The 14,031-nt window shown below is 66.2% G+C and carries 18 protein-coding genes; 8 read left to right on the top strand and 10 right to left on the bottom strand.

Translation table 11 applies throughout. The annotated features are described in order from the left end of the window. The 4 genes from AAHG09_RS28790 to AAHG09_RS28775 form a co-directional block, all read right to left on the bottom strand. Positions 1 to 312 carry a hypothetical protein gene (locus AAHG09_RS28790; protein ID WP_342111266.1) on the bottom strand — a complete coding sequence of 104 codons (312 nt, stop codon included), beginning with the start codon at positions 310 to 312 and terminating at the stop codon, positions 1 to 3. An 8-nt stretch (positions 313 to 320) separates the two neighbouring features. After that, complete coding sequence (locus tag AAHG09_RS28785) at positions 321 to 818, bottom strand: hypothetical protein (protein WP_342111264.1); 498 nt, start codon at positions 816 to 818, stop codon at positions 321 to 323. Between the two features lie 164 nt (positions 819 to 982). Next, a complete protein-coding gene (locus AAHG09_RS28780; RefSeq protein ID WP_342111262.1) occupies positions 983 to 1,240 on the bottom strand; it encodes a hypothetical protein in 258 nt (85 codons plus the stop codon). Positions 1,241 to 1,394: 154 nt separating this feature from the next. Further along, positions 1,395 to 2,624 carry an AAA family ATPase gene (locus tag AAHG09_RS28775; protein WP_342111261.1) on the bottom strand — a complete coding sequence of 410 codons (1,230 nt, stop codon included), beginning with the start codon at positions 2,622 to 2,624 and terminating at the stop codon, positions 1,395 to 1,397. Positions 2,625 to 2,744: 120 nt separating this feature from the next. On the opposite strand from AAHG09_RS28775, the gene AAHG09_RS28770 reads away from it, so the two are divergent. Next, complete coding sequence (locus AAHG09_RS28770) at positions 2,745 to 4,409, top strand: hypothetical protein (protein ID WP_342111259.1); 1,665 nt, start codon at positions 2,745 to 2,747, stop codon at positions 4,407 to 4,409. Between the two features lie 5 nt (positions 4,410 to 4,414). Beyond that, entirely contained in the window at positions 4,415 to 4,699 is a 285-nt protein-coding gene (locus AAHG09_RS28765; protein ID WP_342111257.1) for a hypothetical protein, read from the top strand. A 21-nt stretch (positions 4,700 to 4,720) separates the two neighbouring features. Here the strand turns inward: AAHG09_RS28765 and AAHG09_RS28760 are convergent, their stop codons facing one another. Next, positions 4,721 to 5,047 (bottom strand): integration host factor subunit beta, encoded by a 327-nt coding sequence (locus AAHG09_RS28760; protein ID WP_342111254.1) that lies wholly within the window; start codon positions 5,045 to 5,047, stop codon positions 4,721 to 4,723. A 108-nt stretch (positions 5,048 to 5,155) separates the two neighbouring features. On the opposite strand from AAHG09_RS28760, the gene AAHG09_RS28755 reads away from it, so the two are divergent. Next, entirely contained in the window at positions 5,156 to 5,350 is a 195-nt protein-coding gene (locus AAHG09_RS28755) for a hypothetical protein (RefSeq protein WP_342111252.1), read from the top strand. Between the two features lie 108 nt (positions 5,351 to 5,458). Beyond that, entirely contained in the window at positions 5,459 to 6,211 is a 753-nt protein-coding gene (locus AAHG09_RS28750; protein WP_342111250.1) for a double zinc ribbon domain-containing protein, read from the top strand. Between the two features lie 22 nt (positions 6,212 to 6,233). On the opposite strand, the gene AAHG09_RS28745 is transcribed toward AAHG09_RS28750, so the two are convergent. After that, positions 6,234 to 6,656: a DUF2059 domain-containing protein gene (locus tag AAHG09_RS28745; protein ID WP_342111247.1), complete on the bottom strand. Its 423-nt coding sequence runs from the start codon at positions 6,654 to 6,656 to the stop codon at positions 6,234 to 6,236. A gap of 540 nt (positions 6,657 to 7,196) precedes the next feature. On the opposite strand from AAHG09_RS28745, the gene AAHG09_RS28740 reads away from it, so the two are divergent. The 3 genes from AAHG09_RS28740 (at position 7,197) to AAHG09_RS28730 (ending at position 9,208) form a co-directional block, all read left to right on the top strand. Next, a complete protein-coding gene (locus tag AAHG09_RS28740) occupies positions 7,197 to 8,036 on the top strand; it encodes a helix-turn-helix domain-containing protein (protein WP_342111245.1) in 840 nt (279 codons plus the stop codon). A gap of 72 nt (positions 8,037 to 8,108) precedes the next feature. Continuing rightward, complete coding sequence (locus tag AAHG09_RS28735) at positions 8,109 to 8,843, top strand: sigma-70 family RNA polymerase sigma factor (protein ID WP_412760105.1); 735 nt, start codon at positions 8,109 to 8,111, stop codon at positions 8,841 to 8,843. After that, the gene (locus tag AAHG09_RS28730) at positions 8,840 to 9,208 is read left to right on the top strand and encodes a DUF2934 domain-containing protein (RefSeq protein ID WP_342111240.1); all 369 of its coding nucleotides are present in this window, start codon (positions 8,840 to 8,842) and stop codon (positions 9,206 to 9,208) included. The genes AAHG09_RS28735 and AAHG09_RS28730 overlap by 4 nt, the downstream gene beginning before the upstream one ends. 52 nt (positions 9,209 to 9,260) lie before the next feature. On the opposite strand, the gene AAHG09_RS28725 is transcribed toward AAHG09_RS28730, so the two are convergent. Continuing rightward, positions 9,261 to 9,740: a DUF892 family protein gene (locus tag AAHG09_RS28725; protein WP_342111238.1), complete on the bottom strand. Its 480-nt coding sequence runs from the start codon at positions 9,738 to 9,740 to the stop codon at positions 9,261 to 9,263. An 801-nt stretch (positions 9,741 to 10,541) separates the two neighbouring features. Here AAHG09_RS28725 and AAHG09_RS28720 point away from each other — a divergent pair. After that, positions 10,542 to 10,925, top strand: coding sequence for a hypothetical protein (locus AAHG09_RS28720; RefSeq protein WP_342111236.1), 384 nt, complete (start codon positions 10,542 to 10,544; stop codon positions 10,923 to 10,925). A 449-nt stretch (positions 10,926 to 11,374) separates the two neighbouring features. Here AAHG09_RS28720 and AAHG09_RS28715 read toward each other — a convergent pair whose 3' ends face one another. The 3 genes from AAHG09_RS28715 to AAHG09_RS28705 form a co-directional block, all read right to left on the bottom strand. Beyond that, entirely contained in the window at positions 11,375 to 11,653 is a 279-nt protein-coding gene (locus tag AAHG09_RS28715) for a hypothetical protein (RefSeq protein WP_342111234.1), read from the bottom strand. Between the two features lie 7 nt (positions 11,654 to 11,660). After that, on the bottom strand, positions 11,661 to 13,349 hold the full coding sequence (locus AAHG09_RS28710) for a methyl-accepting chemotaxis protein (protein WP_342111233.1): 1,689 nt from the start codon (positions 13,347 to 13,349) through the stop codon (positions 11,661 to 11,663). A gap of 234 nt (positions 13,350 to 13,583) precedes the next feature. Beyond that, positions 13,584 to 13,880, bottom strand: coding sequence for a cupredoxin domain-containing protein (locus AAHG09_RS28705; protein ID WP_342111316.1), 297 nt, complete (start codon positions 13,878 to 13,880; stop codon positions 13,584 to 13,586). Positions 13,881 to 14,031: the final 151 nt, after the last annotated feature.

Here is a 14,031-nt window from a genome sequence, read left to right as displayed (position 1 = left end):
TCATAGCTCCGCCTCCGTCAGACCGGCCCACGCGGCGGTGATGACGGTTTCGCGCGCGTCGGCCCGGTCGAGGTCGGCGGCACGGATCCGGGCGAGCATGTCGGCGAGCGCTGCCGCGCCGCCGGCATCAGCGAGGTCCTGGCCCTTCCGGCGGAGCGCCGAGCGGAAGGCGAGGGCGGCCGGCGCGCCTGACGGGTGCCGCTCGATGCCTGCGAGCACCACCAGGATCGAGGCGGCGAGCTGCTCGGGGGTCGAGGGCTCGGGGCGGCGCTGGTGCGCGGCGAGGCGGCGGGTGGTGCTGGCGGTGGGCATGGCGTGGCTCAGGCCGCGAGACCCACACGCCTGCGCCTGGGGCGCCAGCGTGGGGCCGTGGCTACCAGATCGGTCGGCTGGCCGTCCGAGCCCTGGTAGAACTCGACGCGGTAGCCGGTCGCCGTGCGTAGGGCAGTGACCTGCCGCCCGCTGACGAGGTTCGGTCCCGTCCCGATCAAGACCGGATCGCAGCGATGCCGCTCGCGGTCGTGCCAGAAGACGGACACCTCGGCGTTCGTGATGAATGCCTTGGCCTGGAGCGATGGACGCAGCGCCTCACACAGTGTCGCGGAGGCTGTATCGAAGCCGAGACGTTCCACCTGCATCAGGACGTCGGCGAAGTCGGCGACCGCGATCCGATCGGATCCAGCCAGACCCAGCACCCGCGTGCCCGGCCTACGGTAGACGGGCTGCGGATCTACGCCGAACAGCTTGAGGGTGGTGCGGAGGTCGCCGGTCGGCAGGCCGAAGCCACTCGCTATGAGCACGGTCTCGGCTTCGATCATCCCGACCCAACCTTCTCGCGCGGCCGCCCTCAAGATGCTTCCGGTCTGTCGATGGCATTTCGCCACCCAAGGGCTCGCGGGTGAACGCTGGGCAGCATTCAGACCCGTCCAGATCGCGTCGAGGGCTGCGGGCGTCATAGTGATCAGCACGGGAGGTCTCCGGGTCAGTCGGTGCGGTGAAGGCGGGCGAACGACGCCAGGACATGCCGGCGGTCGAGGGCGGCGAGGGCGTCGAGCGCCGCGACGGCGGCCGGGAGGTGCACCGGATCGCGCTCGGCGCGGTGCAGGGCGCGGGCGAGGGTCTCGCCACGGGGGCCGGTCGTGAGGTTCACGATGGCCCGCATGGAGCGCAGCCGAGCGAGCCGCTCGGCCGGGTCGAGGCCGTCCGCGAACGGGCCGAAGCGGTCGGCGGCGGCGATCACGGGGGAACCCCGATCGACTGCCGCGGGTGCAACACCTCCCCCACCCCCCTAGCCCCTACGGGGCGTAGGGGTGGTGGAGGGTGCTGCTGGTGTGGCCGATGCATCACTGCATCACCTTGCATCGCTCCACTTTTCGTCGTGGTGCAGATGAGGGTCAGTCCGCCCATTCGCCTACTCCCACGAATGAGCGCTCCACCCGGTTTTCGTCGAGACCATCGACGATCCGCAGGCTGCCGTTCTTGATCCAGGTCTTCAGTAGCTTCTTGATCTGGTCGCGATCGGCCTTGTCCTTCGCGTCGAGCTTCAGCGCTTCTGCGACTGCCAGCCCAACCCAGTCTTTTGCCTGGGAATTCTCGCGATAGCGGCCTTTGCTGACCAGGATCTGGACGGCCTTCAGGTCCTTCGTCGTCACGCCTTCGAAGGGGTCCGGCCAGCGCCAGCTCGTGACAACCCCCACGCTGTCGGCCGGCCGGTCCGCTCTTGCGTTACCGAGATCCACCGAGGCCAGCCGCAACCATGTCGAGTTGTCGGCTGGCGGTGCGAGGTTCGCCTTCCCATCGAAGTATCTGAAGTGCAGGCGACGGTTCATGACCCTCGCCTTCTCGGCTTCCTCGTCCGTCATGGCATTCAGGGCGCGCGTCGCCCTGGCCTTGCTGAGCAGAGCGCTGGCGCCGCGCCCATCCTCCACCGTGACCTCGCCCCCTTGGCCTTTGCGGGCGTGATGCACGAGCTCAATCGCGCAGCCGGTCTCGTCGGCGATCTGCGCCCAGACGGTGGCTACGGTGTTGATGGCGTTGTTGTCGTTCTCGGTGACCTCGTGGGAGGACACGAAGGGGTCGACCACGAAGACGCCGATCCCGTTCTCCAGAATCGTCTGCTCCACAGCCTCGACGACGGGCTCGGCGATTTGCGCCCCGTCCCTGGTCTGCCGGGCGATCACGATCGGGGTCTCGCGCCCGCTGTCCAGAAACAGGCGCCCCTCGATCTCCTCCGGCCGCAACTCGTAGTGCATTACCGCCGCCATGATGCGGCGCTGCATCTCCTTGCGCGGGTCCTCGCCGTTCCAGATCCAGACCCGGGTGCTCTCGTTCGGCGTGATGCCAAGGAGCGCGCGGCCCGTGGCGATCGCCAGGGCCTCGACGATGATGAGGGAGGATTTGCCGATGCCGCCCGGCGAGATCGTCGTCGCGATGAACTTCCGGATGTAGTGCCAGCCGTAGATCCACGCGCGCGGCGGGATCGCGGCTGGGTCGATCCATTGGAACGGTGTAGCCTTGATCTCCGGCGTCTCTTCCTCGGCGCGATCCTCGGCCGCCTCGACGCGCTCCCACAGCGCTTCGACCGTGCCCCCGGCCTCGATCCAGTCCGAGACGTCGCCCTTCACCCGGACCTCGGGGAAATGGACGACGCGCACACGTGATGCAGTGGCCGCGCAGATCTCGATCTTCTTCTCAGCGCACGCCCGGCCTGGATCATCGTTGTCGACGAGGATCCGGCGCTCGCCGTGGTGGCCGAGTTCCGAGCCTCCTGGGATGCACTCGGCGCGGCCATCGAGGATGCCGGTGGCGTGGGCGTGCCCGAGGTGGATCCCGCGATCGAGGACCGCGAGGGCGAGGCATACGAGCGCCTCAAGACCGTGCGTCCGACGACGCCCGAGGGTTTCCGTGCCCTAGCCGGCGCCTGGGCCATGATCCTCGGCGGCGAGCGTGGTGGCGAGCCCGGCCTGCAACACGTCGATCATGCTGCGGACTCATTGATCGCCGGGGCCGGGGTGTGCGTGCCGGGGGTACCGACCGTTCCACCAGCCCGTGGGGCCAATACGATCGCCGGCGGGCTCGCGCACGTCGATGGCACCGTGACGTACCTGGATGCTGCCGGTGAAGCGCACCGCGCGCCGGTGGCGCACTGGATCGGCTTCGTGGCGATGCAGCTCCATTGCCGTGCCCAAATCGAGATGACACGACGGCGGGAGGTCTACGGCGACCTGCTGGGCGCTGAGATCGATCGCCTTGAGGCACGGTCGCGGCGCGAGCTGCGCCTTGATGCGCTGTCCGATTTGGCCTTCCGACCGGACCGGGCGTTCCTGGCGGCCGAGGCTCTTCGGACCGGCGACACTCAGGATGGCGGCACGGCCGGGAACCAGTGCGACCACGTGCACGCACTAATCGCAGAGCACCGGTCAGCCTTCGCCGAATGGGACAGGCTGTCGAACGTCTGGAACGAGATGGCGCCGGATGATCCCGGATACGTTGAGGCTATGGCCGCATCGGAGGAGCCGGGGAAGCGGGAGGCTGCCTCATACGATGCGCTGTTCTCGGCTCGGCCGACGACGCTGGCGGGAGCCGTGGATCTGGCGTCGTACCTCGCCGAGGTCGTTCGCCGGACTCGGATCGACGCCGAGCCGACGGACGGCGAGCGTGCGCTCGGTACCGTCGCGGCGGCGCTGTATGGGATCGCGCCGGGCGGGGCGTTCTCCGGCAATGCTCCGGTGACCGTGAGCCCGGCCCCGGCCGATGCTGCATTGATCGCCCTCGGGACCGAGTTCATAGCGGCATGGGTCGAGGAGGCGCGCGCCGGCACGTCGGAGGCCTACGCCGCGGTCAGCGCAGTGGCGGCGCGGATCGCGGCGGCGCCGGCCGAGACGGTCGCAGGCTACGGCATCAAGGCGCTGCTGGTGGCGCGGCTGTTCGGCGAGGGATCGTCCCCGCTGGCGCCCGAGACCGTGCCGCCGAGTGGGTCGGTCTACAGCGTGTGGCGCATGCTCCGTCAGGTGCAGGAGGGCGCGGCGCGGCTCGCCGGGGTCGGCGTCGCAGCGCCGGCCGCTGACGGGGAGCACGACCTTGCCGGCCTGCCGCTCGTGCAGCTCGTCCATCTCTACGAGGCGCTGGAGCCGTTCGAGGATCTGATCGGACGCGCCGAGAACGCCGCGTGCTTCTGGGACAGGGCGCGGACAGACCGCACGACCGCCGGCGACATCGTCTATCGGGAGAGCGAGCGCATCGGGCGCCTCACGCGCGCCATCGCTGAGGAGATTGAACGGCGCCAGCCCGCGGACGACGCCGAGCGAGACGAGCGGCTGCGGATCCTCTTGCGGCGCGCTGCGTCCCTCGACGGCTTCACCACCGATCGAGCTCTCCTGACCGAGGCGCTGGCCGCGTGCGCGAGCTAACGAGCATGCCGACACGCCCTCTTCCGAGCCCGCGCGTGCTGCTCCTCGGGCTCGTGTTCCTGGCACGGATGTGGGCCTCGGAGCGGCGGTTCCGGCGGCATGCGTGGGCACGGCAGCACCACCAGGTCGCAACCGCGCGGCACCTCGACGGGATGGCGGCCGAGCTGGAGTTCCGGGCTCGGCTGTGCGAGCGGTGTGCGTCCCGGGTGCCCGGATACCGGCAGCCGCGGACGGCGAGCGGCGCGCCGGCCGTCGCGCTCTCCAGCCTCGGCGGCAAGCATCGGCTCTGACGCCCGATACCGCGGGCGATATCACGAGGCCCGCAGCCGCCGCTCCGCCTCGCGCTCCTGGTCTGCCGGCCTGAGATTCAGCCGGGCGCGCAGCGTCTTGCCCGGCTTGAAGTGGATGACCCGCTTGGCCGGGACGGCGACGCTCTGGCCCGAACGCGGGTTGCGGCCGGTACGGGCCTCACGGTCCCGTATCGCGAACGTGCCGAAGTCGCGCAGCTCGACGCGATCACCGTCCGCCAGCGCCGCGCTCATCCGATCGAGGATGGCGTCGACGACTGCCTCGACGTCCTTGGCGTAGAGGTGTGGGTTCTGCGCCGCGATGCGGGCGACGAGTTCGGACCGGATCATGCGCCACGGATGCGGTAGAGGAGAGGCAGCCGCAATCCAATCTGGACTGAAGTGGAGCCTTTCGGGCATGCCTCGGTACCCGCGCACGGTTCAGTTGAGGGTCGGCCGTTGAGATCAACTACCAGGCTGTCCGAGCGGTCGTTCACCCTCGGCCTTTGGCTCGTTGCCCTCGCCTTCGCTGGCTTCCTGGTCGGTCTCGGATCGCTCGTCGTCGGCGACCTGCCACAGGTCGAGCATCGCTACACCCTCGACCAGTTCCTCGACCGCGGGCAGACGGACGCAACCGCTGCTGCGCTGAAGTAGGTCCGTCGCGAGCGCGCCGACAACCAGCAACAAGCGGAGCGGACACAACTCGCCCTGGACGCAGCGCGCTCCGCCTCTGAAGCCTCGCGTGAGACCTTCGCCAACTGGTTGAAGACCCGAAATGCCACACAGCGCGTCGATCAGGATCCCGGTCTCGTCGTTCGCACACAGCAACTCGACGCGCTCAAAGCTGCCGAACGAACGATCGAGGAGCAGCAGGAAGGTCTGGCGAAATCGGATCTCGGCCTCGCGCAGCGGGAGGCTGAGCTGGAGACCACCGATAGCGAGCAGCGCGCTGCCGCCCAGCAGAAGCTCGACGCCGCCGAGAGCGGGCAGGAGCTACGCGTCTTCGCCTACCGCCTCGCCCTTACCCTGCCGCTGCTGGCGCTCGCGGGCTGGCTGCTGCTGAAAAGGCGGCACACGCGCAACTGGCCGTTCGTGTGGGGCTTCGCGCTGGCGGCAGCCTTCGCGTTCTTCGTCGAACTGGTACCGTACCTGCCGAGCTACGGCGGCTACGTTCAGTACGGCGTCGGAGTGGTGGTCACGCTCGTGGCGGGCCGGGCAGCGATCAACGCTCTGCAGGGCTATCAGGAGCGGCAACGCGCCGCTGAGGCACGGCCCGACGAGGAGCGGCGAACCGAGATTGCGACCGATCAGGCTCTGCTGCGCCTTGCCAAGAAGGTATGCCCGGGCTGCGAGCGGCCGATCGATCTCGCGAACTCCGCGGCCAACTTCTGCCCGCATTGCGGGATCGGCGTATTCGAGCGGTGCCCGACCTGTGATCACCGCAAGAGCACCTTCGAGCGGTTCTGTTACGCCTGCGGAAACCGCACGAGCGAAGTGGCTGCGCCGGTCACATGACGAGGTCGGCGATGCCGGCTGGTCAGTGCGGCTTGGCTTGTCCACTCGGACCCCAGCCGTGGGTCTGAACCGCCTTTACGATCTTGCCCTGCATCTCGGGCATCACCGACTGCATCCACTGCTGCATACCCGTCAGCTGCACCTGCGCGAGTTGCGGCTGGGCGGCGGCAAGGTGCTTGCCGGCGGGGGTGGCGTAGAACGCTGCGATAGCCAGCAGGTCGTCCTTGCCTAGGACCGTGGCAAAGCCGCGGGCTTGAATGTCGAGCAGTTCGTCATAGTGCGCGGTTAGGGTCGGTAGAACGACCTCTTGGACCAGCACCTGCGCCTTGTCCGGCTCCTTGATGCCGATCTGCTGCATCATGCCGACCATCGGCCCGGCCATGGCGTTGAGCGTCGCGGTACGGTCGCCTTGCGTCTGCGCGACAGTCTCCCGTGCGACCTTCACCAGAGCCGGATCCGGCGCGGTCGTCGAAGCAGGCTTCTGAGCCGATTGAGCGACCGCAGCGCAAGGCAGCGTAGCTCCAAGGCACAGGCCAACGAGGAGAGTGGAGAGACGCATGAAGCGATCCGATCGCTGTGGTGACGCGACCCAGCTCCGTCGCTGATCGCTCGCCACAGCACCATACGTCAGGGTCGATCGATGTCGACGTGGGAATACCAACGTTGACTTGGCCGTGCGCTCCAGCCGACATGCCATGTCCGGCTACGGATCGCCTCGCGCGAGTCGCCGGCTGGGACATCACCAGGAGCACCGATCGCCGCAGTAGGACCCTGAAAAGCCAACGGGCCCCCCGTCGCCAAACGAGGAGCCCGTCGAAATCAAAGTGGTCTGTGAGGACCGTTGCACCCCTCACAAGCCATGAACCGCCCTCGGGCGTCAAGTCAGAACCCCGGTTCTGGCAACGATACCGGCTTGTCTTGAACGGAGCGCACAGCCTGCGCCGCCGATCGTCCCCCTGTAGCCCTGTGGAAAGGGCCGAGACACGTGTTTGCAGACGAGATCCGCCGCGCCATCGAGGCGGCCGACCGAATCACCCTGCCTCAGGTGACGGCGCTGCTCTGGCGCGCATTCGGGGAAGGAAAGGTCTCGGAGGCCGAGGCCGAGGCGCTGTCCGGGCTGATCGAGGCGCGCACCGATGCACCAGCCCTGCGTCGGCTGCCGCACGCCGCTCGTGCAGCGCCGCAAGGGCCCGGCGCCGAGGCCCATACCGAGCAGCATACCCCTCAGGATCGCCAGAGAGCGGCCCGGAGGCCCGGCGTAGGCTCGCGCCCGCGCACAGATGCCTCGATGGAGCGCCGTCGCCGCTGGTCTGCCTCGGGGCGGCTCCCACCGGGGCTCGCGGCCCGGTTCACGCTGGCCGAGCAGGCGGTCCTCGCCCTGGTGGCGGCCGAGACCGTGCGCCGGAAGGATTACCGACTGTCCGTGCCGAACATCGCCGCGGTCGTCGGCGTGGCTGAGACCACCGTGCGCAACGCGATCGGCGAGGCCCGGAAGCTGGGACTGCTGACGGTCGAGGAGCGCCAGATCATCGGCTTCCGCAACTACACCAACATCATGCGCATCGTCTCGCCCGAGTGGACCGCTTGGCTGCGGCTGGCGCGTACCCGAGACCCACTATCCAAACTTGGATCGTCCGCTCTCGCTACTGCGGCACAGGGGGGAGGGTGCAAATCCGCGAACCGCATGGCTACTGAAGTTTCACTCATATCAGAATCAGAGAAAATGGAACCCAAAGAAAGCTGCCGGGAGGCAGCGGGCGACCTCAACCAAAGCGCTCACGCTAGAATCCGCGCGGTTGGTCGCACTGACCGAGCTATGCCGTGAGGGTATGCAGGCGGCCGATCTATCGAACGGACTGTGATGGCTGATGACGCGCGTTCCCGCTTGGCTGCCACGATGAACATGGGACCAGCTGACGAGGCTACAAATGCATCTCGGCCCGTGCTCTCGGAACAGATCCGACAGCGCCTCGGGCGCCTACTCGCGGCCGCCTACGCTCAGGAGGATGCCGAGCAGAACGCTGCAGGGCGCTTCGCTGGCCTGCTAGCTCGACTCGACACAGCAGTCGGAGAAGCGCGCAGCCGCGACGAGGCCGAGTTCCGGAAACAGCTTTTGGCTGTGACGCCGAGCCTCCGCCGGTTCGCCATATCGCTGGCACACGACGTGATCGCAGCCGACGATCTCGTACAAGATACGCTCCTACGGGCCTGGAAGAACCGGATGCGCTTCCAGCCCGGCACGAACTTCGAGGCTTGGACCTTCACGATCCTGCGCAACAACTTCTACTCCGGTCGTCGCAAGCACCGGGAGGTGCAGGACGACGACGGTAGCTACGCCGCCCGCCTGACCTCTTTGCCCGAGCAAGGAAGCCGCCTGGAACTGCAGGACGTCCAGGCCGCCTTAGACCAAATACCGGAGGTCATGCGCGAGGCCCTAATGCTCGTGACGGTGTCAGGTTTGCCCTACGAAGAAGTGGCCGCAATCATGGGCTGCCAACTTGGAACCGTGAAGAGCCGCGTTTGGCGTGCGCGGGATCTGCTCGCCCAGGCGCTTGGCTACACCGGAGCCGAGATCGGCAGCGATGCCGTGTTGCTTTCAGCCCTTGATGGATCAGGCGAGATCGGCGGGTGAACCATGATTCGTGTATCGCGTCTGCGGTAGAACCAACGATCTCGCATGCCCAGATCCGGGAGCGTGCCTACGATCTGTGGGACCGACACCACCGGCCAGACGGCTACGATCTGCACTTCTGGGTGATGGCGGAGCGTGAGCTAAAAGCCGAACGCATGGCCACGCTGGACGCACGGCTCGCGACGGAGGAAGGTATTCCCGATCCCGGTGGCCCCGATCTGCCGACGCCCGGCGAGCCGCCGCCAAGCGAGCCCGGTCCCGGCGATCCGCCGGCCACGCAGCTTCCGACCGATCCCGTGCCTGGCGACCCGATCGGACCTGACATCTCGCCAGGCGATCCGACCGGCCCCGGCACCGTCATGTGAAGCGGCGCCGGGTCAGCTCGTCACATATCGAAGTGCGGCACGGTCTTGCGCGTCACGCATCCATGATGCGTTGTGCGATGGTCGTGTGAGCCGTATCGCCCTCCTTGGCCTCATCGAGAGAGGCCTGCATCGCCCGTGCTGTCTCGTCCATTCCGATCTGCGCGGCATAGGTGCGGATCGTGCCGAAGGCGGCGATCCAGTAATGCAGAGCGAGTTGGCCGTTGGCGATAATGCCTAGGTCGCGGGAGGTGTCGTCGGGCGCCTGTTGCCGGATCATCCGGCTGACTTCGTACAAGCCCTCCAAGACCGGGTTCTTCGCCTCGCCGCTCGTGCCACCGGCCTCTTGGAGCGCCTGCTCTATGCGTTGCGCCCAGCCCTGTGAGACCTTGTTGCCGGTCTCCAGCGCAGCCTTCAATTCGGGGTGACGCGCGTCCTGTCGGATCTCGGCAGTCGCTTTTGCTGCCACCTCGCTCCCGGCCTTCATCGCGGTCAAACCCTGTGCCACGAGCGTCTTCAGAGCGTTGTTGTCCATGATAGCGGTCCTACGTTCCGAGCACCCAAGATCGTTCGGGCTCATCGGTGAAACCGCGCGGTAGGCGGCCAAGTTTTGAGCGCTTATTCCTGAAGCCCTGCGGCAGATCCGCCCACCCGATCACGTCCAAGTTGATGCGCTCTGCTTCCTTGCGCCAGCGTCATCCAGCAGACTGAGCTATCAGTCACCAACAGCTGGACAGAGCTGTGTTAGTCCTGAGGTTCGCGAGCCGACCGCAATGCGAGTTCAGCCTTTGCGTCTGCTATTCCAGTAGTTTCGCCTGGTCGACGCGCTGTTCAGCCTCGTGTTCTGGTTTGGCGCGCTGATCCTGGCTTTACGCCTGCGACGGCGGCAGGATCGATGATCTCTTCGATCAGCACCCTCGGCAGACGCCCGACATCGTGCGTCGGATCTTCGTATCCCAAGCCACGTCCCGAGCCTTGGCTTGCGCCTCGATTTGCTTCGCAGCCGCCTCGTTCACTTTGAGGGTGACAGGATCGATCAGCGGAGCCGATTTACCCCCGGATGACGACACGACCGGCTCAGCGAATGCGGGCCCGCTCAAGGCGAGCGTAGCAGCAAGGAAGACAGCGCGCGGCATCGTGAAAGGTCCTAGCGAGGCGGCTTCATTACGCCTGACCGCGATCCGAGTTCCTGCTGCCTATCGGAGACTTGATCTATGCGGCGCTACAAGCCGTGGGAACAAAACTGCGCTTGGTTAATTCTGACCCTGGATCGCTGCACGGCAGCGGTCGGTATCGACCGTCATGAGGGGGCACGCTCATTTCGGGAGATAAGATCATGCTGTACCGTACAGTCGTACCGCTCCTCCTCGCCGTTGGCATCGCGACACCCGTCTTGGCTGAGCCCGGTGCTATGGGTGAGCCGAAGATGCTGATCCACGGCAATTACTGCGGCCCAGGTAACAACGCTCCTCTACCGCCGATCGACGCCCTCGATGCGGCCTGCGCCCGGCACGACGCGTGTACGCCGAACGGCACGATGCCGTCGCGCGCCTGTAACGCCCGTTTGGAACGGGAGGCTGATGCGATCTCACACGATTCAAGGCAGCCTGCCGATGTTCGAGCGATGGCCGGCTTTGTCGCTGCGGGTGCGGCCATGCTTCAGGTCGCCGATGGGCCTGGGATTGGCCAGCCCAAAACGCGCACGGCTGCGAAGCGATGAACCAGCCGAGCTGAGCGGCTGAAGCCCCTCAATTCGGCCTTATGTCGGTAGCCTCAGAGGGATCTATCAACCGACCCACGCCATCATACCCTCAGCGACCGGCTCCGGCCGCGGGCCGGAAGAGCAGCACCGGGGTCGGGCCGCGATCGGCCTCGGTGTGGTCTCGCCAGCGCAGTCGCGCCATTGCCGAGAGCTGCTGTCAGGCCGACGCGACGACATCGCCCCGCGCAGCTGCTACTGCACACTTCTTTCCCGCATACGTGCCCGAGGTGTTCGCGACACCACACGGCCCGGCGCGGGCAAGCACGCGACGACAGGCGCATCCGGTCCAGTTCACCGGATGCTCACCCGTGACGCCTAGGCCGGGCAGTCTCGTGAGGGTCGGCGCGATGCGGCGGGACTGGAGACCGCGAGCGCCGGCCCACGGCCCATCTATGCGACCAGCCCGTTCAAGCAGCATCGCGTGTGCCGTAGGTGCGAGCAGCATGCACCATGCGGGTGAGCTGATCGAGATCCAACTCCATGTCATCGATCTGCAGACGCGTGCACAGCCCACCAAGCTCCAGGCGCAACGCCTCGATCATCGCGTCCAGCGACTCTCCCAGGGCCCGGATCTGTGCCCCGCGGGGGCCGAGATCCACGCCTTCGGCAAAGGCGCCGGCTAAGACCGCTGTGATACCCTGGACCTTGCCGAAAGGAACGATGGATCGGAGTTCCTCGGTGCTCATCGTAGCCTCACGCCGCGCGCACGGTAGCCAAGAACCGGCCGACCTCGGCCGCGAGGTGCTCGGACTGGCGCGATAGCTCGGAGGCTGATCCCAGAACCTGGCTCGCCGCCGCCCCGGTTTCCTCAGCTGCCCCTGCCACACCGGCGATGTTGTGCGTCACCTCGCCCGTACCCTGTGCGGCCTGCGAGACGTTGCGCACGATCTCCTGCGTGGCCGCGCCTTGCTCTTCCACCGCTGCAGCAATCGAGGCCGCCACGCCATTGATCTCGCGGATCCGCCCGGTGATGCCGACGATCGACGTGACGGCCTGACTAGTCGATGCCTGGATCTGCGCGATCTGCCCGGAGATCTCGCTCGTGGCCTTCGCGGTCTGCTCGGCCAATGCCTTCACCTCAGTGGCGACCACGGCGAAGCCCTTGCCGGCGACTCCGGCGCGAGCGGCTTCGATGGTGGCGTTCAGCGCCAAGAGGTTGGTCTGGCCCGCGATGGTCGAGATCAGCCCGACCACGTCCCCGATGCGAGTGACGGCCGCGCTCAGCTCCTGAACCAGTGCGCCAGTCTGATCGGCCTCCTGCACGGCGCGCTGCGCTAGACTGGCCGAACCGGCAACCTGGCGGCCGATCTCCTGCACTGATGAACCAAGCTCCTCGGCGGCGGCGGCGACGGTGTTGACGTTGCTGGCGGCTTCCTCAGCGGCGGCGGCCACCGTGGTGGATTGGCTGGCCGTCTCGGTCGCGGTGGCAGTCATGGTCTGCGCTGTCGCCTGCAGCTCGGTCGCCGAGGATGACACCATGCCGATGACGCTACCGACGGCGCGGTCGAAGCCGTCAGCCAGTTCGATCATGGTCCGACGCCGCTCGGCCGCGGCAGCCTCATCGGCGATGCGTCGCATCTCAGCCTGCTCTGCGGCTTTCTGCGCAACCATACCCTTGATGCCGTCGACCGCGCGTCCGACAGCTCCGATCTCATCGCCCCGAGCCGCTTCCTTGATCTCAGCCTCGATCTCGCCTCTCGCCATACGCTGCAGGACGGACACGAGCCGACCCAACGGACGTGTCAGCAAGGCGTAGACGAGGAAAGCGAGCAGCCCGGCGATGGCGACGCTCGCGATGCTGCCGACGATGCTGGACGTGTAGGCCGTGCTGAACGACCGCGCCTGTTCCTCGTTGCGGGTCACGAGGAGGTCGCGTTCGGCCTTCTCCAACTCGCCGACCTTCGCACGGAATGCATCCATCGAAGCCTTGCCGGCGCCGCTCGCCTCCATGGCACGAGCCTTGTCGAGATTGCCGCCCTCCACGAGGGCGATCTCGCGGGCGGCGATATCGTTCGCCCATGTCTCGGACGACCGGTCCATCTCGGTCAGACGCTGCTGCTGTGCGGCGTTATCCGAAGTGAGGTTCCTCACTTGGCCCAGCAGATCCTTGTAGGCGATTTTCCCGACCTTGTATGGCTCAAGGAATTTGGCATCAGCTGATACGAGGTAACCGCGAACGCCGGTCTCTTGATTGACCATGGCTTGAGTTAGATTGCTGAGCTTGTCGAGCACATCATAGGTGTGGGTCGACCATCGGTTCGTCGTCTCGATGGACGAGAGCCTGTTGTACCCGATTGCGCTGATGCCGACGGTGACCGCGGCGAGCGATCCAAACGCGATCGCGAGTTTGGTCGTGATGCTCACATCATTCAAAGAACGCATGATTTATTTCGCTGTCCGGCGTCGGCAATTTCCAGAAATATTTATGAACAAATAAATGGGTAAAATATGGTTAACTCGCACGAATATGTGATTTAGAGAGCCTTATACACCTTGCGTTGAATTTAATTCGTCGTTGCAACTTTATTGATTTAGTGAGTAGCTGCCTTCTGAGTATGAATTTGATCCTTCTTCGTGGGGTTGGCACTGGCAGCATCGACATTGGAGGAAGCGCAGTCACTGCACGTGGATGGTGAGCTTCATCTTCGGGTGGATGCCGCATTGGATAATGAAGTCGCCCGGCTCCTTGAGCGTCAGTGTAGGCTGTTTGCCGGGCTCCTGATCGCCGGCGTCGAACGCGAACCGATCGGCCTCGATGAACGCGTGATGGACCGCGTTGTCATCGCCGTTGACCAGGGTGATCGTATCGCCCCGGTGCAGGAACAGATCGGTCGGGTCATAGTGCCGGCCCTTCTGCAGCACGATGCGGATGGCGCTGGAGAGACCGGCCTGGGCCGGCCCGAGCGCAGCCATACCCACGACGAGCGCGACGGCACCGCAGCGGATAAGCAGAACGCGTAGATTGCAAATCGGCACGGCTACAACCGGTATAAGAACTGTATTGGCAGTAGTATCTGGTATCGTTGGTGTCTTCAACGCTTAACGTAGGTCTGTATAAGCATCC

It is taken from the genome of Methylobacterium guangdongense, assembly GCF_038442355.1.
GTDB classification, from domain to species: Bacteria; Pseudomonadota; Alphaproteobacteria; order Rhizobiales; family Beijerinckiaceae; genus Methylobacterium; species Methylobacterium guangdongense.
This window is presented reverse-complemented; position numbering and strand designations above follow the sequence as displayed.

What these genes read in the sequence shown, in the direction of transcription:
- AAHG09_RS28785 (WP_342111264.1), bottom strand. Translation starts at nt 818, where the DNA reads ATGATCGAAGCCGAGACCGTGCTCATAGCGAGTGGCTTCGGCCTGCCG.
- AAHG09_RS28705 (WP_342111316.1), bottom strand. Translation starts at nt 13,880, where the DNA reads ATGGCTGCGCTCGGGCCGGCCCAGGCCGGTCTCTCCAGCGCCATCCGC.
- AAHG09_RS28715 (WP_342111234.1), bottom strand. Translation starts at nt 11,653, where the DNA reads ATGAGCACCGAGGAACTCCGATCCATCGTTCCTTTCGGCAAGGTCCAG.
- AAHG09_RS28710 (WP_342111233.1), bottom strand. Translation starts at nt 13,349, where the DNA reads ATGCGTTCTTTGAATGATGTGAGCATCACGACCAAACTCGCGATCGCG.
- AAHG09_RS28725 (WP_342111238.1), bottom strand. Translation starts at nt 9,740, where the DNA reads ATGGACAACAACGCTCTGAAGACGCTCGTGGCACAGGGTTTGACCGCG.
- AAHG09_RS28790 (WP_342111266.1), bottom strand. Translation starts at nt 312, where the DNA reads ATGCCCACCGCCAGCACCACCCGCCGCCTCGCCGCGCACCAGCGCCGC.
- AAHG09_RS28765 (WP_342111257.1), top strand. Translation starts at nt 4,415, where the DNA reads ATGCCGACACGCCCTCTTCCGAGCCCGCGCGTGCTGCTCCTCGGGCTC.
- AAHG09_RS28735 (WP_412760105.1), top strand. Translation starts at nt 8,109, where the DNA reads ATGAACATGGGACCAGCTGACGAGGCTACAAATGCATCTCGGCCCGTG.
- AAHG09_RS28720 (WP_342111236.1), top strand. Translation starts at nt 10,542, where the DNA reads ATGCTGTACCGTACAGTCGTACCGCTCCTCCTCGCCGTTGGCATCGCG.
- AAHG09_RS28760 (WP_342111254.1), bottom strand. Translation starts at nt 5,047, where the DNA reads ATGATCCGGTCCGAACTCGTCGCCCGCATCGCGGCGCAGAACCCACAC.